The sequence below is a fragment of the Rhizobacter sp. Root1221 genome, assembly GCF_001425785.1.
Taxonomy (GTDB): domain Bacteria; phylum Pseudomonadota; class Gammaproteobacteria; order Burkholderiales; family Burkholderiaceae_C; genus Rhizobacter.
In genome coordinates this window covers 89389-110758 of the sequence record NZ_LMDI01000034.1, presented here as the reverse complement: position 1 = coordinate 110758, position 21370 = coordinate 89389, and the positions used below count along the sequence as shown (strand labels likewise).

Sequence of the window (21370 nt, the reverse complement as noted above, 5' to 3'; positions counted from 1 at the left end):
TGAGGGCATCAATGCACGATGTGGCGGACTCACCAGAACCTCACGGTCAGCGCCCCGATGATCTGGCGATCGTTGAGCCACACGCTTTGGGGACGCGTGTCCGCGCCATAGTAGGAGCGACGCATCGTGCGCAACAGATTGGTGCCCTCGAGGGTCAGCGTGACCTGCTCGTTGTAGCGATAGCGCAGCGACGCATCGACCCAGGCATAGGCGGCGGTATACGAAGGCACCTGTCCGAGCCCGACGATGTTGGTGAGGCCGCTGAGGAATTTGCTGCGCCAGTTGTAGGCGACACGCGCCGAAATCCTGCCCATGTCATACATCCCGATCAGGTTCACGCTGTGGCGCGACAGGTTCTGCAGCGGCATGGAGGCGCCACCCGGTGCCAGCGAGGTGCGGCTGTCGACATGAGTGTAGTTCGCCTGCAGGCCGAGGCCCCGCAGGGGTTCCGGCAGCGCATCATAGAACTGTTGGTAACCCAGCTCGAACCCCTTGATGTCCGCGGGCAGGCTGTTGCGCGGACGGGTGACGCGATAGGTTTCGCCGTCGTGCACCTCGTCGCTGCTTTCATTGGCGACGAAGCCGTCCACCTTCTTCCAGAACAGCGTGCCGTGGACCGCGGTGGTGGGACTGAAGTAGCGCTCGACCGCGAAGTCGAGGTTGGTCGCGCGCACCGGCTTGAGTTCCGGGTTGCCGGCCAGGCCCTGGTTGAGTTCGGGGTTCACCGGGTTGCGCAGCAAGGACAGCGACGGTGACATCTGGTCGAAGTTCTGCCGCGTGATGGTCTTGGACGCTGCCGCCCGCAGCACCAGGCCCCCCTGGCCGGCGTAGCGCAGCGACATGCTTGGCAACCAGTCGGTATAGCGGCTGTCGACGTCGATCGGCGCCACGCCACCGGCTCCGGGCATCGATTGGAAGCCCGACGACGATTCCTGCGTGCGCACCACACGCAGGCCCATCTCGCCTTCCAGCGGCAGCGTGGGCGCCTTGAGGCGGGCCGTCAGGTAGGTGGCCTGGGTCCTTTCGTCGAAGTTCCAGGTGCCCAGCGGTCCACCGGCATCGGGCAGCGGCGTTGCCAGCCCGATCGCCTCGCGCAGTGCCCCGGGGTCGCGCGCCAGGTCAAGGTTGCCCACCATGAACTCCGACAGGCTCTGCGAGCCCTCGCCCGGCATGAAACCATAGGGGTTCGGCATCACCAGCGTCGGGCGATCGGCCGCCGACAGGCCGGTGATGGTGGCGTCGCCGAAAATCAGGCCCGTGCGATTGGAGGCGCGGCGCCGCGCCACGCGCACGCCGGCCGACACCGACTTGAGCACCCCGGCAGTGGCCTCGTGCTCCAGGTCGAGCCGCCAGGCGGTCAGTGCGCCATCGAACGGCCGCTTGCGGAAGGCATGGCTGGCGAAGCTGAAGTTCGCCGGATCGTTCAGGTTGGTGCCGCTCACGCTGGTGCCGGGCACACGCGTCGTCAGGTCGTGGGTGAAGGCGGCGGCCGTGCCGCCAAACAGCGGCCCGCTGAAGAACAGGTCGTTGAAGCTCCTCGTATGGCTCACGTCGCCCGTGACGCGCAGCGCGTCGCCCTGCCAGTCGCCCCCCACCGCGAACTGGCGCGTGCGGTCGACCGTGTCGCGTGCAAAACTGAGGACGGACATCGGCGCATTCGTCCAGGTCACGCGGCTCACGTCGTTGGTGCCGGGGAACAGTTCCAGGCTGCCGGGTTCTGCCGTGCCGGATGCGCCGACATTGATCTGATGCGAGTCCTGCCGCGTGTGAAGCTGCGCATAGCTGGCCTCGGCATGCCACTCGAGCGCCGGCGTCGGCCGCCACTGCAGCACGAGATCGGCCGCGGAACGCCGGCGCTCGCCGATGCTGCGGGTCTCGGAGGTGCCGCTCGGCGCGACGATCGTCTGGCCGGCGACCAGGTTGGTGCGCGGCACAGGCGTGCCGCTGCTCTTCTGGTCCTCCCGAAATGCGCGCCGCTGATGCGCCAGGCTCAACAGCGCGCCGAACTCCCCCGCGGACTCGAGGTTCCAACGCTGGCTCGCCAGCACGGACACCTGGGGTTTGGCGGTCCCGACGAGGTCGCCGTGCACCATCCGTGCCGATGTCACCAGCGTGCGGCCAGCGAAGTCGAACGGCCGCCGCGTGCGCAGGTCGATCGTGCCCCCGATCCCCCCCTCGAGTTGACCGGCCGTCGACGTCTTGAAGACATGGATGGCCGAGAGCATCTCGGACGGAATGTCGGCGAAGTCGAGCGCCCGCCCGGGGCCGGCCGTGAACACTTCGCGGCCGTTCAGCAATGTCACGACCTGGCTCAGGCCGCGGATCGAAACCGTTCCGCCCTCGCCCCGGTCGCGCGTGATCTGCACCCCGGTCACGCGCTGGAGCGCATCGACCACGCTGAGATCGGGCAACCTCGCGATGTCGTCGGCCACCACGGCATCCACGATTTCCATCCGCTGCCGCTTGGTGTCCTGTGCGGTAGCCAGGCTCGAGCGCACGCCGGTCACGACCACCCGGGGCAGTTCGGCGCTGTCGATGGGATCGCTGGCAGCCACCGGAGCAGCAGCCGCCGGCTGGGCACGTGACTCGCCCGCGTACTCCAGGGCCAGCGCGGCTGCAACGCACCCATACTGCCAAAACCGCGAGGAAGTGCTGCGCATCAAACTTTTACCTCTGACAACGACCTTATCTGTTCAAGCCGTGCGTTCCAATCGGGGAAAGTGAGCATCAACATGAATCTTGACGGACAGGATGGCGCAGGTCCGCCACGCGATCGTGCGCTCCGCAATGCCGTTCATCAGGCACCTCAGGCACCTCAACGCCATTCGCCGGAGCCGCCGTTGCCGACACACCGTTCCAACGACCTCGCTCGAATGAAGTGGATCGCGATGGCGCTGCTGGCCGGCGCCGCGATCGTCTACGCCGTCGCGTCGCTGCTGCAGGCGCGGCACCCCGCCTGGGGTTACGTGGCCGCGTTTGCCGAGGCGGCGATGGTGGGTGCGCTGGCCGACTGGTTCGCGGTGGTGGCACTGTTCCGCCACCCGCTCGGGCTGCCCATCCCGCACACCGCCATCATCCCGAGCAACAAGGACCGCATCGGCGAGAACCTCGCGGTCTTCATCTGCTCGAACTTCCTCGGCACGGCGCAGGTGCTGGAGAAGCTGCGCGGCTTTCGCGCCGGCGACAGGCTGGCCGGCTGGCTGGCCAACCCGGCCCATGCGCAGCAGGTGTCGGTGCACCTCGGCGCGCTGCTCACGCATGCGCTGCGGGCCCTCGACGACGAACCGGTGCGCCACTTCTTCCGCACCACGGTCATCGCGCGGCTGGACCGGGTCGACAGCACGCGGCTGCTGGGCGAGATGCTGGACGTGATGACCGCCGACGGCCGCCACCAGCAGGTACTCGACGCGGCGCTGAGGCAGCTGGGCCACGTGCTCGACGACGAGACGCTGAAACGCGAGGTGGCCGAGGTGGTGGCCGCCGAGGTGAAGTACCTGCGGTTCGTGGGACTCGACAACGCGGCCGGCCGGTTCGCCACCGAAAAAATGGTGGCGGGCGTGGTGCGCCTGATCGGCGAGATGGGGGCCGACGCCGCCCACCCGCTGCGCCAGCGGTTCGATACCTTCATGGGCGGGTTCATCAACGACCTCAAGCACGACCCGGCGATGCGCGAGAAGGGCGAGCGCCTGAAGGCCGAATTGCTGGGGCACCCGCAACTCGCGGCCTACCTGCACGGGTTGTGGAGCCAGGTGATCGAGTGGACCCGCCAGGACCTGGCGCGCGACGATTCGACGCTGCGCGCGCGCGTGGCCGACGCCACCCGTGCGCTCGGCGAACAGCTGCAGAAGGACGACGCCATGCGCGGCTGGATCGACGCCCAGCTGCTGGCCACCGCACCGCGCTGGATCGACCACTACCGCGAGGACATCCGCCGCTACATCGTGGACCGCGTGGCCAGCTGGAACGCCGACGACATGACCGGAGAGCTCGAACGCAACATCGGCCGCGACCTGCAGTTCATCCGCATCAACGGCACGCTGGTGGGCGGGCTCGCGGGCCTGCTGATCCACACCGTCACCGAACTCCTGCGGGGCGGGTGACGGCAGCGTGCGTCACTTGAAGCTGTCGATGGCCTGGCGGCCGAGGAACGGCTGGTCGGTGAAGAACCCGTCCATCCCCAGGCGCAGGAACGCATGGATCTGCCCGGCGAGGTCGCCGTAGGCGGCCGGGTCGGCGCCCGCATCGAACTCGTTCGGCAGGAAGGCGTTTTCGGCCCGGAACGTCCAGCCGTGCACGACGAGGCCGGCCTGATGGGCGTCGGCGACGAGGGTGGTGGGTGTGCCGAGGCGGCCGTTGACGAGCGGGATCATCAGGTTCGTGTTCACGCCCACGCCCTGGGCGTAGGTCGCGATGTCGGCCAGGCCGGCGGGCTTGGCCAGGTCGGCGTACGTGCGCGGGTCGCCGCTGAGCACGAAGTCGTATGGTTTGCCGGACCCGTTGAGCAGCTGTGCGAGGGGCACGCGGGTCAGGCGGGCGAGCTTGCGCAGGTTCTGCGTCTCGAACGACTGGATGATCACCGGGGCGTTCTTGCCGGTGTAGCCGTAGCGGTGGAGCAGGCGCACGAGCGGTTCCTCGAGGGGTTGGCCGATGCCCTGGAAGTAGCTCGGGTGCTTGGTCTCGGGGTACACGCCCACCGGGCGCTTGCCGCGGCGGCCGTCGTTCGCGCGGGCCACCAGCTGCAGCACCTCCTCGAACGTGGGGATCTCGAACTGGCCATCGAACCGGGCGTTGGCCGGGCGCACCTGGGGCAGCCGCTCGCGGGCGCGCAGTGTCTTCAGCTCGGCCAGCGTGAAGTCCTCGACGAACCAGCCGGTGATGGCCGTGCCGTCGATGGACTTGGTGGTCTTGCGGTCTGCGAACTCGGGGCGGTCCACCACGTCGGTGGTGGCCTCGCGCACCGTACCGTCGGCGTTCAGGATCGCGATGGCGTTTTCGTGGCGGGCCACGAGCACGCCATCCTTCGTGATCACGAGGTCGGGCTCGACAAAGTCGGCGCCCTGCTCGATGGCCAGCCAGTACGACGTGAGCGTGTGTTCAGGCACGTAGCCGCTCGCGCCGCGGTGGCCGATCAGCAGCGGCTTGGCCGGCACCGGGGGACGATCGTGGCCGTGGGCAGAGGCAGGGGTGACGAGGGCGGCGGCCAGCGCCAACGCGGCGAACGAACGGAGGGAGCGGAGGTTCATCGGTGGGTTCCTCGGGTGCGGATCTCGGGACGATACGAGGCCCCGGTGACGGCGGCATGACCTATCCTGCACCCCCTCCCCGGAAACCTCAAGCATGTCCCGCCCCGCGCTTCGCACGATCTTGCCGCTGTCGCTCATCACCTGCACCAGCATGCTCTCGATGGACCTGTACCTGCCCGCGGTGCCCTCGCTGCAGGCGGCCATCGGCACGAGCGTGACCCTGGCCCAGGCCACCATCGCGGTGTTCCTCGCCGGGCTGGCGGCGTCGCAGCTGCTGTGGGGCGAGGCGCTGACCCGGCTCGGCCCGCGCCGCTGCGTGATGCTGGGGGTGGGTGGCCTGGCCGCGGCCAGCGCCGGCTGTGCGCTTGCGCCCGACATCGGCTGGCTGCTCGTGATGCGGTTCGTGCAGGGCGCCGCGGCCGGGGCCGCCACGGTGGTGGCCCCGTCGGTGGTGCGGGCCACGCTGGACGACATCGACGCAGTGCGCGGCCTGGCCGCCATCTCGATGATCGAGTCGATCATCCCCGCGGCCGGGCCGGTGCTCGGCGCCGCGCTGCTGCTCGTGACCGACTGGCGCGGCACGTTCTGGGTGCTCGCGGCCGTCACGTTCGCGGTGATGCCGTTCGTGGTGCGGGTGGCGCCGCGCGAAATGCCCGGGCTCGATCGCACGGTCAAGTCCGGGTACGCCCTGATCCTGTCGAACCGCAAGTTCGTGCGGGTCGCGTTGTCACATGCGTTGTGTTTCGGTGCGCTGCTGACGTTCGTCGCCAGTGCGCCGCAGATGGCCGTCAACGCGTTCGGTCTCGGCAACGCGGCGTTTGCCACGCTGCAGGTGTGCAGCGTGGCCACGTTCATGGTGATGGCAAGCCAGTCCGGCCGCATCGCGAAGGCCCTCGGCCCGGCCGGGGCCATCCGCCTCGGGGCCGCCTTGCACGTGGCGCTCTGCGCGGCGCTGCTCGCCGGGTCACTGCTCATGCGGCTGCCGTTTGCGGTGGTGGTGCTGTTCTGGTGCGGCTTCTGCGGCGCCCTGGCCGTCCGCGGCCCGGCAGCGTTCAGCGAGGCCCTGGCGTTGCCTCCGTCGCAGATGGGGCGGGCGTCGGCGATGATGATGCTGGCCATCCTGCTGGCCGGTGCGTTCGGCACGCAGGCCGTGGCGCCGTTCCTTGCCGGACCGTCCACCGCGCCGCTGGCCTTCGCCATGCTGGTGCTGTGCGGCGCGAGCGCGTGGCTCGTGTCGCCTTACCCCGGACAGCGCCTGCGGCACAGGGAAAATGCCCCGGGATCGGCTCATGACCATTCAGCCGATTAGGTCAATTGTCTCAAAGCGTATTCGACGTGAGTATTTCCTCGACCGTATTCCGATAAAACACGGAATTCCCATCTCCCCGATGAACTGTCAACCCCTGGCGATTAGGGGGACCGGCCGGCCGAAGCCCAATGTAGAGTCAAGAATACCTCGCCACAGGATGCGCCACGGCGGGCGCCCTTGATATTCAATCCCGGAACACGAGATCCGACGCCGGAAATATTCGACTCGTTCATTCTGTCTGGCTCGGATGGCGCTGGTATTCAAAAGCAGGGAGGAAATAATCTCCTGATATGGTCAACCAGCACGGCAGATGCAGTTTGAAGGACAGATCATGGCAGCAACAGGATTTCCCCCATCACCCATTCTGAGTGGCTGTCGCCTGCGCGGCGGGGCGCTTTACCGTGGTGAGTAGCGTGGCGAAGGCCCAGGACGCGCCAAGCCCCTTCATCTTCACCGACGCTCACATCGGCGCGATCCTGTCACCAACCACTTGCGTGCGACTGCTCGCCGCCGCCATGGCGCGGGCAGGTTCCCGGCCGCAGGCCGTGAGGCACGTCGAGCAGGCCTCGGGGCATGCGAAGGTGTTCGGCTGGGGGGATGCCCCAGGGGGCGACGACGGGCATCACGGTTTTCGCTGTTACTCGAGCCAGCAGGCACACGGCCGGAACATCGATGTCTCCACGCTCTATCGCACCTCCGATGGCGCGCTGGTTGCGCTCCACGTCGGACGCGAATTGGGGGCTTGGCGCAACGGTGCGGCAGGGGCGCTGGCTGTCCAGGCCGCCTGCGGCGCCGATGACACGCCGCTGGACCTCCTGATCATCGGCGCCGGCTTGCAGGCGTACACGCAGCTTGCCTGCATCGCGGCAAGCCGGCCCGTGGGATCCGTCCGCATCGTTTCGCGAAGCGACGTTGCCGTGGCGCGATTCATCCGCCGATGCAGCGAAACACTGTCACTGGACGTGTTGCCAGCGGGCCCATCGGTCGATCCGCGCGGTGCTGATGTGATCGTGTGCGCCACATTCGACGGACGCGACCTGTTGAAACTCCAGCGGCTGGATGACGTGGTGCACATCAATGCCATCGGTGCCAAGGCGTTGGCACGCAGCGAGATCGGTCGCGAGGTGTACGCCGCCATGGACTTCCGCCTCTGCGACAACCTGGCGCAGCTCGCGTCCGACTGGGACACGCTGGAGGTCAGTGCGTCGGGTTGCAAACTGGCCGATTTCGCAGCACTGGGGCCCTCACTGCCACCCATTCCTCGCGGCCGGTCGATCTTCCTTTGTCGAGGCATCACCGGCTTCGAGGTCGAGCTCCTGGCCTCGATGCACACGGCCAGCGCGAAAGCGGCCTACCCACTCAGGGCTGCAGGTGTCCCGTCATGGTGAACACCCGGCTCCTGCGCAGCGCCAACTGATCTGCCTGCGCTGGCATCGGCCAATGACCGGCGTCATTTCAATCCGAGCAGGTAGTCCGCCATCTGGCGGGCGTGTTCGTTGCCCACCTGCAGCGCCGGCATCGCGGTGCCGGGCTTGACCGACGCCGGGGACTGGATCCACCGCACGAGGTTCTCCCGGGTGTTGGGCACCACGCCGGCGATGGTGGTGCGCCGGCCGAATCCGGCGAGCGGCGGCCCCACCAGGGGTTCGGAATCGACGGCGCCGGGGATGTCGTGGCATGCGGTGCAGGCGTGCTGGCGCAGCGCGAGGAGCGCCTGCTCACGCGCGCTGCGCTCGTGCGCTGGCAGCGCGCGGGCCGGGTCACCGGCGGGGCATGGGCCCGCCGAAGCCGCCAGCGTGCCGTAATCCGCCGCGCTGAGCGCGGGCAGGCGGTCCAGGAACGCCACCACGGCCCACAACGTCTGGTCGGTGAAACGAAACTCCCACGCCGGCATGCCGCTCATCTTGATGCCGTGGCGGGTGATCCAGTACAGCTCACGCGGCCGCCAGCGGCGCGTGGCATCGACGAGCGGGCCCGGCAACGGCTGCATGCCCTGGCCCGCGGCACCCTGGGCCACGCCGGGTGCCCCATGGCACACCACGCAGTGGTCGCGGAAGCAGGCCGCCCCCTCGGCCACAAGCGCCGGGGCGGCGAGGGGTGGTGGCACGATGTCCGCCGCCCTCCGGCGCACCGATGCATGCATCGTGGACTCCATCAGCGAGTACAGGAACTGCGTGTGCTCCTTCGTGGCGCCCACGTCATACAGCCCGGACGTCACAACGGCCGTGGCGGCACCGGCCGTGGCCACGGCGGCGGCAAGCGTGCCCCACAGGATCCTGCTCATGCCGGCATGCCAGCAAGACACGCGCCTCCCGGGCACGCCAATTGTTCCTGGACACTCAGATGACCGACTTCCGCCCCTGCCTGCCGCTGGCCCTGCTGCTGGCCCCGCTGCTGCTGGGCGCGTGCGGGCGCGCGGACCCCGCCCCGGATGCGCGCTACACCCGCGTCGACGGTGCCGACGCGCCCCGCGGCCAGCGCCTGCTGGCGCAGTACCAGTGCGGCCGGTGCCATGTGATCCCCGAGGTGCCCGCGGCCGCCGGCACCGCCGGCCCGCCCCTCACCGCGTGGGGACGCCGCAGCTACATTGCCGGACAAGTGCAAAACGAGCCGCAAATGTTGCAGCGCTGGTTGCGTTCGCCCGCCTCGCTGGTGCCCGGCACCGCGATGCCGGACCTCGGTGTCACCGGCACCGACGCACGCGACATGGCGGGTTACCTCATGGCCCTGCGATGAACCCGGCGTCCACCCAGGCAGACGTGCTGGCCGAGGTGGCCTGGGTGCTCATCGGCGGCGGCACGCTGGTGTTTGCCGCCACGATGGCCGTGCTCGCGATGGCGGTGCGCCGGCGCACCGGTCCGGTGTCCACCCGCCGCTGGATCGTCGGGGCGGGGCTGGTGGTGCCCGGGGTGGTGCTCGTCGCGCTCGGTGCCTACAGCACCTGGCGCACCGCGGGCCTCGACGCCCCCGCGCCACCGGGGGCCCTCGTGGTCGGGGTCACCGGGCGATCCTGGTGGTGGCAGGTGCAGTACACCGACCCCACCACCGGCCGCCCGGTGGCCACCGCGAACGAACTGCGGCTGCCGGCGGGGCGCCCGGTGCACCTCGGGCTGGCGAGCGACGACGTGATCCACAGCTTCTGGGTGCCCGCGCTCGGCGGCAAGATGGACCTGGTGCCGGGCCGCGTGAACCGCCTCGTGATCACGCCCCACACCCCGGGCACCTACCGCGGCGCCTGTGCCGAGTTCTGTGGCGAACAACACGCGCGCATGGGGCTTCACGTCGTGGTGCTGCCACCCGCCGACTTCGACCGCTGGCTCGCCGGGCAGGCACAAGCCGCCGCCCCGGCGGTGTCCGCATTGGCCGAGCGCGGGCAGCGCCTGTTCTCCAAGCGCGCCTGCGCACAGTGCCACACGGTGCGCGGCACTTTCGACGGCGGCACGGCGGGCCCCGACCTGACCCACGTCGCGAGCCGCCTGCACCTTGGTGCCGGCACCCTGGCCAACGGGCCCGGCGCGATGGCCACCTGGGTGGCGCACGTGCAGCGGCTCAAGCCCGGCGCCCGCATGCCGTCGAACGCCCACCTGCCTCCGGCCGACCTGGACGCCCTGGGCGCCTACCTCGAGGCGCTGCGATGACCCTGCCCAACCAGCTGCCCCGCCCGCCCGGCGAACTGCCACGCCTCGAGGCCGTGTGGCGGATGCCCTCCGGCTGGGGCCGTTTCACCGCCGTCAACAACACGTACATCGGCAAGCTGTACATCGCCACCGCGTTCGTTTTCCTCGTGCTGGCCGGCGTGCTCGCGCTGCTGATGCGCGCTCAACTGGCGTTGCCCGGCGGCCAGCTGATGGGCGCCGGCACGTACCACCAGGTGTTCACGATGCACGGCACCGTGATGATGTTCCTGTTCGCGGTGCCGGTGGTGGAGGCCGTGGCGGTGTACCTGCTGCCGAACATGCTCGGCGCTCGCGACCTGCCGTTCCCGAGGTTGTCGGCCTATGCGTACTGGGCCTATGCGTTCGGGGGTGCGGCCTTCTTCTGCACGCTGTTTTTCGGTGTCGCGCCCGATGGCGGCTGGTTCATGTACCCGCCGCTGACCAGCCGCGTGCACTCGCCCGGGCTCAATGCGGACTTCTGGCTGCTGGGCATCGGGTTCATCGAGATCTCGGCCATTGCGGGCGCCATCGAGCTGATCGTCGGCATCCTGATGACCCGCGCGCCAGGCATGACCCTCGCGCGGATGCCGGTCTACGCGTGGGCGATGCTGGTCGTGGCGCTGATGATCGTGTTCGCGTTCCCCGCGGTGATCGCCGGCACCATGCTGCTCGAACTGGAACGGGCCTTCGACTGGCCCTTTTTCATCGCCGAACGCGGCGGTGACCCGCTGCTGTGGCAGCACCTGTTCTGGTTCTTCGGCCACCCGGAGGTCTACATCATCTTCCTGCCCGCGGCCGGGCTGGTGTCGGCGATGCTGCCGGCGCTGGCCCAGACACCCCTCGTGGGCCACCGCGCCATCGTGTGGGCGCTCGCCGCGGTGGGCCTGATCAGTTTCCTGCTGTGGGCCCACCACATGTTCACCGCGGGGCTCGGCGGGTTGTCGATGAACATCGTGTCGGCCGCCAGCCTGGCGGTGGCCCTGCCCACGGCGGTGCAGGTGTTCGCGTGGATCGGCACGCTGTGGCGCGGCACGGTGCGTTTCGACACCCCCACGCTCTACGTGCTCGGGTTCCTGTTCACGTTCGTGTTCGGCGGGCTGACCGGCGTGATGGTCGCCATCCTGCCGTTCGACTGGCAGGTGCACGACACCTACTTCATCGTCGCCCACCTCCACTACGTGCTGATCGGCGGGGTCCTCTTCCCGATCCTCGGCGCGCTGTACCACTGGGCTCCCCTGGCCAACGGGCACCGCCTCGGTGAACGCACGGGGCGCCGCGCGTTCTTGCTCGTGTTCGCCGGGTTCCATCTGGCCTTTTTCCCGATGCACATCGCCGGATTGATGGGCATGCCGCGGCGGGTCTACACGTATGCGCCAGGCCTGGGCTGGGACCTGCCGAACCTGCTGTCGTCGGTAGGCGCGGTGGTGCTTGCGGCCGGCATCGCCGTGGTGCTGGTGGACGCCGTGCGCACCTTGCGCCGGCCGGACCAACCCCACGGCAACCCGTGGAACGCCCCTACGCTCGAATGGCTGCCGTCGGAGAACTACGGCACCCGAAGCATCCCGCAGGTCACGTCGGCCGACCCGCTTTGGCACCAGCCCGGCCTCGCGAACGAGGTGGTGGCCGGCCAGCACTGGCTGCCGGGCTCGGCCACGGGCCGGCGTGAGACGCTGGTCACGTCACCACGCGAAGCCACCCTGTCGCACGTGCTGGTGCTGCCGGGCCCGAGCAGGCTGCCCGTGCTGGCGGCACTGGGCACGGCCGCGTTCTTCTTCCTGCTGACCCTGAAGTGGCTGGTACCGGCGTTGGCCTTCGGGGTGCTGACCATCGGCGCCACGATCGGCTGGTTGTGGGAGACCGACCGCTCGCCGGGCGCCGCCACCGCCCAGGTGGGCGACCACGTCCGGCTGCGGGTGGGCGCCACCGGCATGCGTTCGCACGCCTGGTGGGCGATGGTGATCCTGCTGGTGGTGGATACCACCGTGCTCGCGTCGATGGCGTTTGCCCACGTGCACGTGTCGATGGCCGCGGTGACGTGCCCGCCACCCGGCGGCACGTTGCCCGCGTTCGGTGCCGTGGTGGCCTCGGCACTGGCCTTCGTGGCCAGCGCGGCAGCGATGGCGTGGGCCGGCCGCGGACGGCACGAACGGCCGGTGGGCTGGGCCGGGCTCGCCGCCATCGGCCTGGCGGCCGTGCTGGCCGCCGGGGGTTTCGGCTTGCAGCTCGACGCGCACCGCGTGGCAGGCCTCGTGCCCACCGCCACGGCCTGGGGGGCCACGGTGGCCGCGCTGCTGGGCTACCAGGGGTTCCACGTGGCAGTGATGGCGCTGGTGGCGATGTTCTGCGCGGCGCGCATCGCCCGCGGCCTCCTGCGGCCCCACCAGCACGGCACGTTCGACAACAGCGCGCTGCTGTGGTGGGGCGGCTGCGCGCAGGGGGTGGTGGTGGCGTTGCTGCCCCACGCCACCGCGTGGGTCATGCGCTGACGAGGCGCAAGCAGGTGATTTCCGACGGAGCCCCGAAGCGTTTGGGCGGCCCCCAGTAGCCGGTACCCCGGCTCGTGTAGACCCACAGGTCCTTCAGCTTGTGCAGCCCTGCGGTGAACGGCTGCTGCAGCGGCACGAAGAAATTCCAGGGAAAGAACTGGCCGCCATGGGTGTGGCCGGACAGTTGCAGGTGGTAGCCCGCGCCGGCCGCGAGCGTGGCGGTGCGCGGCTGGTGCGCCAGCAGCAGCCGGGCGCCCGCCCGGGCCGGCGACCCCGCAATGGCGCCCACCGGGTCGCTGCGGTGCGACGGGTCGAAGTGGTGGGCCGACCAGTCGGCCACGCCGGCCACCACCACCTGCCCCGCGCCATGGTCGAGCACCACGTGTTCGTTCATCAGCACGGTGAGCTTCAGGCGGCGCAGCTCGTCGATCCACGCGTGGGCGCCGGCGTAGTACTCGTGGTTGCCGGTCACCACGTAGGTGCCGTGGCGCGAGGCCAGGCGGCCGAGCGGGGCCACGTGGTCGGCCAGTTCGGCCACCGTGCCGTCCACCAGGTCGCCGGTCACGGCCACCATGTCGGGGTTCAGGCCGTTCACACGGTCAACGATGGCCTGGACGTAGCGGGCCTTGATGGTGGGGCCCACGTGGATGTCGGTGATCTGCGCGATGGTGAACCCCTCGAGCGCGGCCGGCAGGCCCGCGATGGGCACGTCCACCCGCACCACCGCGGCCGTGCGGCGGGCGTTCAGGAAACCAGCCGCCGTGGCCACCACGGCGGCAGCGAGCACGGCCACCGCCGAACCGGACACCCACGTGCCTGGCAAACCGCCGAACGGCCAGGCGGCCAGCAGCACGGCGTCTCGCACGAAGGTCAGCACGAACACCGAGGAAAACAGGCCCATCAGCAGCAGCCCCACCCACGCGGCGGTGTCGGCGAAACGGCGCGAACGCCACCGGGTGGCCAGCAGGCCGAGGGGCATGAGCGCGGCGGACGCCACCAGCAACATCCCGAAGGCGATGTGCCCGGCGGGCAGGTCGGGCCCCAGCCGGAGGCCGAGGTACAAGTGCAACACGGCCGACAACGCAAACAGGAACAGGCGGGTCATCGACCCCATGTGCGGGCCGTCCCTGCGGATTCAATGGCCGGGGCGGCGGCCGATACAATGCGGCCCCTCTGTGTTCCCAGGCTGTCCCATGTCCGATCGACTCGCCGTGTTGCCGCAATACCTGCTGCCGAAGCAAGCGCTGACCGCGTTCGGCGGCCGCGTCGCCTCCACCCCGGCGGGCCCTGCCACCACGCGCCTGATCGAGTGGTTCATCAAGCGTTACAACGTCGACATGACCGAGGCCGCCCACGGCGACCCGGCCGGCTACAAGACCTTCAACGAGTTTTTCACCCGCGCGCTGAAACCCGGCGTGCGCCCCATCGCCAAGGCCGACCTCGTGTGTCCGGTGGATGGCGCGGTGAGCCAGCACGGCCGCATCGAGGGCGACCAGATCTTCCAGGCCAAGGGCCACCGCTACTCCACTTCGGCGCTGGTGGGCGGCGACACCACGCTTGCAAAGCAGTTCGAGAACGGCCACTTCGCCACCATCTACCTGAGCCCGCGCGACTACCACCGCATCCACATGCCGTGTGACGGCCGGCTGCGCCGCATGATCTACGTGCCCGGTGCGCTGTTTTCGGTGAACCCCACCACCGCCCGTGGGGTGCCCGGCCTGTTCGCACGCAACGAACGGGTGGTGTGTGTGTTCGACTCGGCCCGCGGCCCGTTCGTGCTGGTGCTCGTGGGTGCCACCATCGTGGGCAGCATGGCCACCGTGTGGCACGGCGTGGTCAACCCGCCCCGCACGCGCGAGGTGCGCGAATGGACCTACGACGGCAAGCAGGTGGCGCTCAAGAAGGGCGAGGAGATGGGCCGCTTCCTGCTCGGCTCCACCGTGGTGCTGCTGTTCCCCGACCTGCCGCTGGCCTTCAACCCCACCTGGGCCCCGCAGCGTGCGGTGCGCCTGGGCGAGTTGATGGCCAACAAGACCTGAGATCCACCCCGATGCGCCGACTGCTGCCCCTCGCCCTCATCCTGACGCTGGCGGCCTGCCAGTCGGCCCCGCCGGCGTCCGCCCCGCTGCCCGAACGCCTCGCCGCCGCCAAGGCCGGCCAGCCCCGCCTGTCGGCCCGCGATGCTGCCGCGAAGCTCGGGGTGTCGGAGGCCGAGGTGATCGCCACCGGTCAGCACGGCACGGCCGTGCGCCTGCAGGACGGGGGCGACGCCGCCCGCACCATCCTGCGCCGTGCGCTGGACCTGGGCGAGGTCACGGCCCACACCCGCAGCGACAGCGCCGTGCTCGAACGCACCGGGGTGCCCACCCGCCTCGCCGATGCCGGCGCCGAGTCCGTCGGCGGGTATCTGGGCGGCCCCATCGACCTGCGTTTCGAGTTCCCCGTCTGGCGCCACGCGTTCGCCGTGACGCCGCCGCCGGGCCGCAACGGCCAGGTGCAGCGCAGCCTGCAGTTCTTCGACGCGCAGGGCACGCTCGTCTTCAAGCTGACGTCACGCGACCCGGACCGCGCCGAGGTGTTCGACCGCCTGGTCGCCGACCTGCGCCAGCCTGCACCGGCACCGCTCGCGCTCGTCCAGACCCCGGCCGCCCCCGCGGCCACACCCGATGCCGCGGTGGACCGCGCCGGCCTGCAGGCCGCGTGGCGCGAGATCGACAACGTGCACCGCTTCCCCGAACTGCTCACGCGTTTTGGCGTGGATCGCGAACAGGCCCTGCGCCTCGCACCCGCCGGCGCCGCCGAACCCCTCAAGCCGAAGGCCATGCGCCAGCTGCTCACCGGCGCGGCTGAACAGGGTGTGCCCCTGATGGCCTTCGTGGGCAACGGCGGCGTGACCCAGATCTTCAGCGGCGCCATCCACAAGACGGCCGTGGGCGGTGACTGGTTCCTGGTGCTCGACCCGGGACTCAACCTGCGGCTGAACGAAAACGACATCGTGCGCGGCTGGCGGGTCACCCGCGGTGGCATCGTGTCGGTGGAGTTCTACGATCGCCAAGGCCGCCTGGCCGTCACGTTCTTCGGCGTGCGCGAACGCGGCCAGCCGCAGCCGGACGCGTGGCGCACCCTCTCCAAAGGCCTGCCCGGCGCCGCGTCTTAAGGCCTCCGGGCGCGCAGGGCGCCCGGGTTCGGAGGACACTGCGGTTCCCCCGGGCCCCAGGAGCCAGCATGTCCACTTCTTCCTCCGCCGCCAAGACGCGCCTCGAGCGCGACAGCATGGGCGAACTCGCCGTGCCGGCCGACGCGCTCTACGGCGCACAGACCCAGCGGGCGGTCAACAACTTCCACATCAGCGGCCAGCGCATGCCGGTCGGGTTCGTGCGGGCGCTGCTGCTCGTGAAGGCCGCTGCCGCCCGTGCCAACGTGTCGCTCGGCGCGTTGCCCCCTCCCCTCGGCGACGCCATCGGCGGGGCCATCCACCAGTTGCTCGCGCTGCCTGACAACCAGCGCATGGAACACTTCCCCGTCGAGGTGTTCCAGACGGGGTCGGGCACCAGCACCAACATGAACGCGAACGAGGTGATCGCCACGCTCGCGGCCCGTGCGCTCGGTTCACCGGTGAGCGCCAACGACCACGTGAACGCGAGCCAGAGCAGCAACGACGCGATTCCCACCGCGCTGCACGCCAGCACCGCGATCGCGTTGCACAACGACCTGCTGCCCGCACTCGACCACCTGCAGACCATCCTGCGGGCCAAGGGCCGCACGGTGTACGAACACGTCAAGACCGGCCGCACCCACCTGATGGATGCGATGCCCGTGCGCCTGAGCCAGGTGCTCGATGGCTGGGCACAACAGGTGGAAGACGCCGCGGGCCACTTGCGCGCCACGCTGCCGGCGCTGCAACGGCTCGCACAGGGCGGCACCGCGGTGGGCACCGGCGTCAACACCGACCCCGACTTCGCCGAGAAGTTCGCGGCCGAGCTGAGCACCGCCACCGGCCTCAGGTTCACGCCCGCGCCCAGCTTCTTCGCGGTGATGGGCGCCCAGGACAGCATCGTGGCCACGTCCGGCCAGCTCAAGACCACGGCGGTGGCCTTGATGAAGATCGCCAACGACCTGCGCTGGATGAACTCGGGCCCGCTCGCGGGCCTCGCCGAGATCGAACTCGAGGCGCTGCAGCCGGGGTCGTCCATCATGCCGGGCAAGGTGAACCCGGTGATCCCCGAGGCCACGGCGATGGTGGCCGCGCAGGTGATCGGCAACGATGCGGCCATCACGGTGGCGGGGCAGTCCGGCAACTTCGAGTTGAACGTGATGCTGCCGGTGATCGCGCGCAACGTGCTGGAGTCGATCCAGCTGCTCGCGAACACGAGCCGGCTGCTGGCCGACAAGGCCGTGGCCACGTTCAAGGTCAACGAGGCGCAGCTCAAGCACGCCCTGTCGCGCAACCCCATCCTCGTGACGGCGCTGAACCCGCTGATCGGTTACCTGAAGGCCGCCGAGATCGCGAAGATCGCCTACAAGGAAGGCCGGCCCATCCTCGACGTGGCCGACGAGCACACCGACCTGGGCCGGGCGCAGCTGGAGACGCTGCTGGACCCGGTGAAGTTGACCGGGCCGTAGACCGGTCAACGCACGCTTACCGTCACCTTCACGTCGCCGGCCTTCTGGAACTTCAGGGTGGCCGGGAAGGTGTCGCCCGCCTTCAGCGGGGCCTTCAGGCCCATGAACATGATGTGCAAACCGCCCGGCTTGAGCTCGACCTTCTGCCCGGCGGGCACGTCGATGCCGTCCACCTCGCGCATGCGCATCACGTCGCCGTCCATCGACATCGTGTGCAGCTCGGCCGAGGCCGACACGCCGGCGCTCACCGACAGCAGCCGGTCGGGCGCCTTGCCGGTGTTCTGGACCTGCAGGTAGCCGCCGCCAGCCATCTGGCCGGGCACGGTGGCGCGGGCATAGGGCTGCTCGACACGGATGTCCGCCCAGGCGGTGGTGGTGGACAGCGCCAGCAGCAGGGCGCCGATGGATTTCAGGTTCATCGCGATTCCTCTTCCAGGGAGCCCGCATTGTCGGTCAACCGGGATAATGCAGGCATGAGCATCCAGACCGACGAATTCGAACCCGTGCGCCGGGTGGTCAGCGCCGCACCGGCCTCGCCGAACGAGGAGGCCATCGAACGGGCGTTGCGCCCGAAGGGCCTGGCCGAATACGTGGGCCAGGTGAAGGCACGCGAGCAGCTCGAGATCTTCATCGGTGCCGCGAAAAAGCGCTCGGAGGCCATGGACCACGTGCTGCTGTTCGGCCCGCCGGGGCTCGGAAAGACCACGCTCAGCCACATCATCGCGAACGAACTGGGCGTGAACCTGCGCCAGACCTCGGGCCCGGTGCTCGAAAAGCCGAAGGACCTCGCCGCGCTGCTGACGAACCTCGAACGAAATGACGTGCTGTTCATCGACGAGATCCACCGGTTGTCGCCGGTGGTCGAGGAAATCCTGTACCCGGCCCTCGAGGACTACCAGATCGACATCATGATCGGCGAAGGCCCGGCCGCACGCTCCATCAAGCTCGACCTGCAGCCGTTCACCCTCGTGGGCGCCACCACCCGTGCCGGCATGCTGACCAACCCGCTGCGCGACCGCTTCGGCATCGTGGCGCGGCTCGAGTTCTATACCGACGAGGAACTCGCGCGCATCGTGTTCCGATCGGCCGGCCTGCTCAACGTGGGCACCGACCAGGAGGGCGCATTCGAGATCGCGCGCCGTTCGCGCGGCACCCCCCGCATCGCCAACCGGCTGCTGCGCCGGGTGCGCGACTATGCCGACGTGAAGGGCGACGGCCGCATCAACAAGCCGCTGGCCGACCGTGCGCTGAAGATGCTCGACGTGGACCCGCAAGGGTTCGACGTGATGGACCGCAAGCTGCTCGAAGCGGTGATCCACCGCTTCGACGGTGGCCCCGTGGGCCTCGACAACGTGGCCGCGGCCATCGGTGAGGAACGCGACACCATCGAGGACGTGATCGAGCCGTACCTGATCCAGCAAGGGTTCCTGCAGCGCACGCCGCGCGGGCGCATCGCCACGCTGGCGGCCTACCGCCACCTTGGGGTCACGCCCCCGAAACGGGCGGGCGGGAACGACCTGTTCGACTGACGTTGGTGCCCCGCGGCCAGCTGTCAGACCGAACACGATATGCTGTCAATTGGCCGTCGCAGCTTCAGCCCCCGGGGTTTCCCCGGCCTGCCCGGCTGCCGTTCGCCACAACACTCGCCGCACGGATCTTCCGCCCGCCGCGTGGCGGCCGGCTCGATCGACATCACAACCTGGAAGGAGCGTGTGGCCCATGTGGACTCGTCGCAACAGCATCTTGAGCGCGGGCTGCCTGGCCGTCAGCGGACTCCCCACGTTCGCGCGGGCACAGGCGGCCCGCGCCCGCACGCCGGGTGCCCAAGGCGAGGCGTTCCCGCGCCTGAAGATCTTCGTGCCCGCCGGCGCAGGGGGCGGCTGGGACCAGGTGGGCCGGCACCTCGGGTCCGCGTTGCAGTCGGCCGGCGCCGCGCAGCAGATCGACTACGAAAACAAGGGCGGCCAGGGTGGCATCGTGGGCCTCGAGGAATTCTCAGTGCGCCACGCGGGCGACCCCGGCGCCCTGATCATCGGCGGCCTTGTCATGGTGGGCGCCGTGGCCTTGTCGCACAAGGAAGCGCTGTTCAAGCAAGTGGTGCCCATCGCCCGGCTGACGAGTGACTACCTGGTGCTGGCCGTGCCCACGTCGTCCCCGTTCCGAACGTTCAAGGACCTGGCGGCCAACCTGCAGCAGCGGCCCGACCGCGTCACGTTCACCGGCGGCTCGGCCGGCGGCGTGGACCACATGCTCGCGGCCATGTTGCTCCGGGCGCTGAAAACCGACGTGGCGGCACTGCGCTACACGCCCACCAGCAGCGGCAAGGACGCCGTCGCCGCGCTGCAGCGCGGCGACGCGACCGTGGCCATCTCCGGCTACAGCGAGTTCAAGGCTGCCTTCGATGCCAAGCTGTTGCGGCCGCTGGCGGTGTCGTCCCGCCGCGGCAACTTCGGCATCGCATCCCTGCGCGAGCAAGGCGTGGAGACCGACCTCGCCAACTGGCGCGGCGTGTTCGCGTCGGCCAACACGCCGCCCGATCAGCGCGACACGCTGGCCCGCGCCGTCATCCGTGCGACCGAATCGGCCGCATGGCGGCAATCCCTGCAAGACAACCAGTGGATCGGGTCCACGCTGACGGGCAAGGAGTTGCAGAACTTCATCGCGCTCGAACAGTCCATGGCGTCCGCCGTGGTATCCCTGCTGAAGCTCGAGAAGACCTGACGGGCCCTGGTGCAGTGTTTCACGCTATGCGGCGTGCCCCACGCGGTCGGCCGGGCCGGCCGCGTCGTTGCTTTCGTCGCGGGCCACACCGTCGAGGTGTTGGGTGTCGCTCCAGCCGATCAACGTGAACCCTTCGGGTGTGTACAGCAGCCGGTTGATGCTGGCGTTGCCCAGCAGCCAGGACCGGGGCGCCTGCAGGTCGACGCGCGTGGCCAGGCGGTACAGGCAGTCCATCACACCGCCGTGCGCCACGAACGCAATGGTTTCGCCCGGGTGGGCCGCGGCCAGGCGCGTGGCGGTGGTGGCACAGCGGTCGTAGAAGACACGCAGTGATTCGCCGCCCTCGGGGACGAAGTCGGGGTCGCGCTTGCGCCAGCGCATCGACGCCTCGGGCCACGCGGCTTCGATCTCGGTGAACGTGCGGCCCTGGAACACGCCGAAGGCGCGCTCGCGCAGCCCCATGTCCTTCACGAGCGGCAGGCCCGCGCCACGCCCCACGGCCTCGGCGGTTTCGTGCGCCCGCAGCAGGTCGCTCGTGTAGATGGCGCTCAGGCCCTCGTGGGCCACCGCGCGCGACAGTTGCCCGGCCTGCCAGCGGCCCGTGGCGTTGAGCGGGATGTCGAGCTGGCCCTGGATGCGGGTGTCGACGTTCCAGGCGGTTTCCCCATGGCGGATGGCGAGGATGCGGGTGGGGTTCACAGCAGGCGGGCGTTCAGCGTGTACGTGGCGGTGATCGCGGCCTGGCCGATCACGTGGGGGGCAATGGCGGCGCGCACCTGCGGGCCGGTGAACGCGCCATCGACGGCCACCTTCGGCACCGACAGCGCGTACAGCGTGAACACGTAGTGATGCGGGATGGCATCGTTGAACGGCGGGAACGGCCCGTCGTAGCCGAAGTACTGGCCGGCCATGGCCGGGTCCCCGGCGAACCAGCCCGTGAAGTCGTTCAAGCCGTGGCGCGCACCATGCAGCGTGGCCGGGCCGGCCTTGCCCTTCGTGGTGAACCCGTCTCTGAACTCGCCCCGGGCGATCTCGCGCGCGGAGGCCGGCAGGTCCACCAGGGTCCAGTGGAAGAAGTCGACCCGTGGCAGGCTGGCGGGCACTTCGCGGCCCGGCTGGTTCACGTCGTCGCCGCGGCTCGGCACGTCGGGGTCGTGGCAGGTGAGCACGAACGATTGCGTGCCCGCGGGCACGTCGGACCACGCGAGGTGCGGGTTCACGTTGTCGGAGAACGTGGCCTGGCCCGTGCCGTCGGGCTGGCCGGCGGCGAAGCGGGTGGGCAGGCGCTGCCCGTCGGTGAAGTCGTCGCTGTGCAGTTTCATGGTGATGTCC

The 21370-nt window shown here is 69.8% G+C and carries 18 protein-coding genes; 11 read left to right on the top strand and 7 right to left on the bottom strand.

Going from position 1 to position 21370, the window contains the following annotated elements; translation table 11 throughout:
* Positions 1-29: 29 nt before the first annotated feature.
* Positions 30-2660 (bottom strand): TonB-dependent receptor, encoded by a 2631-nt coding sequence (locus ASC87_RS21390; protein WP_082568823.1) that lies wholly within the window; start codon positions 2658-2660, stop codon positions 30-32.
* A 213-nt stretch (positions 2661-2873) separates the two neighbouring features.
* On the opposite strand from ASC87_RS21390, the gene ASC87_RS21385 reads away from it, so the two are divergent.
* On the top strand, positions 2874-4100 hold the full coding sequence (locus ASC87_RS21385) for a DUF445 domain-containing protein (protein ID WP_056667078.1): 1227 nt from the start codon (positions 2874-2876) through the stop codon (positions 4098-4100).
* Positions 4101-4112: 12 nt separating this feature from the next.
* Here the strand turns inward: ASC87_RS21385 and ASC87_RS21380 are convergent, their stop codons facing one another.
* The gene (locus ASC87_RS21380; RefSeq protein WP_056667075.1) at positions 4113-5243 is read right to left on the bottom strand and encodes a glycerophosphodiester phosphodiesterase; all 1131 of its coding nucleotides are present in this window, start codon (positions 5241-5243) and stop codon (positions 4113-4115) included.
* A 94-nt stretch (positions 5244-5337) separates the two neighbouring features.
* Between ASC87_RS21380 and ASC87_RS21375 the strand changes: the two genes are divergently transcribed.
* Together ASC87_RS21375 and ASC87_RS21370 are read left to right on the top strand one after the other, a co-directional pair.
* Positions 5338-6552, top strand: coding sequence for an MFS transporter (locus ASC87_RS21375; protein WP_056667071.1), 1215 nt, complete (start codon positions 5338-5340; stop codon positions 6550-6552).
* Positions 6553-6965: 413 nt separating this feature from the next.
* Positions 6966-7940, top strand: coding sequence for a hypothetical protein (locus ASC87_RS21370; protein WP_056667068.1), 975 nt, complete (start codon positions 6966-6968; stop codon positions 7938-7940).
* Between the two features lie 62 nt (positions 7941-8002).
* Here ASC87_RS21370 and ASC87_RS21365 read toward each other — a convergent pair whose 3' ends face one another.
* Positions 8003-8836 carry a c-type cytochrome gene (locus ASC87_RS21365; protein ID WP_056667065.1) on the bottom strand — a complete coding sequence of 278 codons (834 nt, stop codon included), beginning with the start codon at positions 8834-8836 and terminating at the stop codon, positions 8003-8005.
* Positions 8837-8895: 59 nt separating this feature from the next.
* Between ASC87_RS21365 and ASC87_RS33320 the strand changes: the two genes are divergently transcribed.
* The 3 genes from ASC87_RS33320 to ASC87_RS21350 are packed head-to-tail and all read left to right on the top strand — an operon-like array spanning position 8896 to position 12694.
* Positions 8896-9288 (top strand): cytochrome c family protein, encoded by a 393-nt coding sequence (locus ASC87_RS33320; protein WP_056667061.1) that lies wholly within the window; start codon positions 8896-8898, stop codon positions 9286-9288.
* Entirely contained in the window at positions 9285-10190 is a 906-nt protein-coding gene (gene coxB / locus ASC87_RS21355) for a cytochrome c oxidase subunit II (protein ID WP_056667057.1), read from the top strand. The genes ASC87_RS33320 and coxB overlap by 4 nt, the downstream gene beginning before the upstream one ends.
* On the top strand, positions 10187-12694 hold the full coding sequence (locus tag ASC87_RS21350) for a cbb3-type cytochrome c oxidase subunit I (protein WP_056667054.1): 2508 nt from the start codon (positions 10187-10189) through the stop codon (positions 12692-12694). Before coxB ends, ASC87_RS21350 begins: the two co-directional genes overlap by 4 nt.
* Here ASC87_RS21350 and ASC87_RS21345 read toward each other — a convergent pair.
* Complete coding sequence (locus ASC87_RS21345) at positions 12684-13799, bottom strand: metallophosphoesterase (RefSeq protein WP_056667621.1); 1116 nt, start codon at positions 13797-13799, stop codon at positions 12684-12686. The two genes, ASC87_RS21350 and ASC87_RS21345, sit on opposite strands and share 11 nt — an antisense overlap.
* An 88-nt stretch (positions 13800-13887) precedes the next feature.
* On the opposite strand from ASC87_RS21345, the gene asd reads away from it, so the two are divergent.
* The 3 genes from asd to ASC87_RS21330 all read left to right on the top strand — a co-directional run bounded on the left by asd (position 13888) and on the right by ASC87_RS21330 (position 17317).
* Positions 13888-14733, top strand: coding sequence for an archaetidylserine decarboxylase (gene asd, locus ASC87_RS21340; protein WP_056667051.1), 846 nt, complete (start codon positions 13888-13890; stop codon positions 14731-14733).
* 11 nt (positions 14734-14744) lie between these two features.
* Entirely contained in the window at positions 14745-15851 is a 1107-nt protein-coding gene (locus tag ASC87_RS21335) for a ChuX/HutX family heme-like substrate-binding protein (RefSeq protein ID WP_056667046.1), read from the top strand.
* Positions 15852-15919: 68 nt separating this feature from the next.
* The gene (locus ASC87_RS21330) at positions 15920-17317 is read left to right on the top strand and encodes a lyase family protein (RefSeq protein ID WP_056667043.1); all 1398 of its coding nucleotides are present in this window, start codon (positions 15920-15922) and stop codon (positions 17315-17317) included.
* Between the two features lie 5 nt (positions 17318-17322).
* Here ASC87_RS21330 and ASC87_RS21325 read toward each other — a convergent pair whose 3' ends face one another.
* A complete protein-coding gene (locus ASC87_RS21325; protein ID WP_056667040.1) occupies positions 17323-17736 on the bottom strand; it encodes a copper chaperone PCu(A)C in 414 nt (137 codons plus the stop codon).
* A 54-nt stretch (positions 17737-17790) separates the two neighbouring features.
* Between ASC87_RS21325 and ruvB the strand changes: the two genes are divergently transcribed.
* Together ruvB and ASC87_RS21315 are read left to right on the top strand one after the other, a co-directional pair.
* Positions 17791-18846 (top strand): Holliday junction branch migration DNA helicase RuvB, encoded by a 1056-nt coding sequence (ruvB, locus tag ASC87_RS21320; RefSeq protein WP_056667037.1) that lies wholly within the window; start codon positions 17791-17793, stop codon positions 18844-18846.
* Positions 18847-19036: 190 nt separating this feature from the next.
* Positions 19037-20038 (top strand): tripartite tricarboxylate transporter substrate binding protein, encoded by a 1002-nt coding sequence (locus ASC87_RS21315; RefSeq protein ID WP_056667034.1) that lies wholly within the window; start codon positions 19037-19039, stop codon positions 20036-20038.
* 24 nt (positions 20039-20062) lie between these two features.
* Here ASC87_RS21315 and ASC87_RS21310 read toward each other — a convergent pair whose 3' ends face one another.
* Positions 20063-20737 (bottom strand): histidine phosphatase family protein, encoded by a 675-nt coding sequence (locus ASC87_RS21310; RefSeq protein ID WP_056667031.1) that lies wholly within the window; start codon positions 20735-20737, stop codon positions 20063-20065.
* Positions 20734-21360, bottom strand: coding sequence for a YbhB/YbcL family Raf kinase inhibitor-like protein (locus ASC87_RS21305; RefSeq protein ID WP_056667026.1), 627 nt, complete (start codon positions 21358-21360; stop codon positions 20734-20736). The genes ASC87_RS21310 and ASC87_RS21305 overlap by 4 nt, the downstream gene beginning before the upstream one ends.
* Between the last annotated feature and the right edge of the window lie 10 nt (positions 21361-21370).

Excerpts from the sequence above, each read along its gene's own strand:
- ASC87_RS21390 (WP_082568823.1), bottom strand. The coding sequence starts at position 2,660 with ATGCGCAGCACTTCCTCGCGGTTTTGGCAGTATGGGTGCGTTGCAGCC.
- ASC87_RS21345 (WP_056667621.1), bottom strand. The coding sequence starts at position 13,799 with ATGACCCGCCTGTTCCTGTTTGCGTTGTCGGCCGTGTTGCACTTGTAC.
- ASC87_RS21350 (WP_056667054.1), top strand. The coding sequence starts at position 10,187 with ATGACCCTGCCCAACCAGCTGCCCCGCCCGCCCGGCGAACTGCCACGC.
- ASC87_RS21315 (WP_056667034.1), top strand. The coding sequence starts at position 19,037 with ATGTGGACTCGTCGCAACAGCATCTTGAGCGCGGGCTGCCTGGCCGTC.
- ruvB (WP_056667037.1), top strand. The coding sequence starts at position 17,791 with ATGAGCATCCAGACCGACGAATTCGAACCCGTGCGCCGGGTGGTCAGC.
- coxB (WP_056667057.1), top strand. The coding sequence starts at position 9,285 with ATGAACCCGGCGTCCACCCAGGCAGACGTGCTGGCCGAGGTGGCCTGG.
- ASC87_RS21380 (WP_056667075.1), bottom strand. The coding sequence starts at position 5,243 with ATGAACCTCCGCTCCCTCCGTTCGTTCGCCGCGTTGGCGCTGGCCGCC.
- ASC87_RS21375 (WP_056667071.1), top strand. The coding sequence starts at position 5,338 with ATGTCCCGCCCCGCGCTTCGCACGATCTTGCCGCTGTCGCTCATCACC.
- ASC87_RS21325 (WP_056667040.1), bottom strand. The coding sequence starts at position 17,736 with ATGAACCTGAAATCCATCGGCGCCCTGCTGCTGGCGCTGTCCACCACC.
- asd (WP_056667051.1), top strand. The coding sequence starts at position 13,888 with ATGTCCGATCGACTCGCCGTGTTGCCGCAATACCTGCTGCCGAAGCAA.
- ASC87_RS21385 (WP_056667078.1), top strand. The coding sequence starts at position 2,874 with ATGAAGTGGATCGCGATGGCGCTGCTGGCCGGCGCCGCGATCGTCTAC.
- ASC87_RS21305 (WP_056667026.1), bottom strand. The coding sequence starts at position 21,360 with ATGAAACTGCACAGCGACGACTTCACCGACGGGCAGCGCCTGCCCACC.
- ASC87_RS21335 (WP_056667046.1), top strand. The coding sequence starts at position 14,745 with ATGCGCCGACTGCTGCCCCTCGCCCTCATCCTGACGCTGGCGGCCTGC.
- ASC87_RS21330 (WP_056667043.1), top strand. The coding sequence starts at position 15,920 with ATGTCCACTTCTTCCTCCGCCGCCAAGACGCGCCTCGAGCGCGACAGC.
- ASC87_RS21365 (WP_056667065.1), bottom strand. The coding sequence starts at position 8,836 with ATGAGCAGGATCCTGTGGGGCACGCTTGCCGCCGCCGTGGCCACGGCC.
- ASC87_RS33320 (WP_056667061.1), top strand. The coding sequence starts at position 8,896 with ATGACCGACTTCCGCCCCTGCCTGCCGCTGGCCCTGCTGCTGGCCCCG.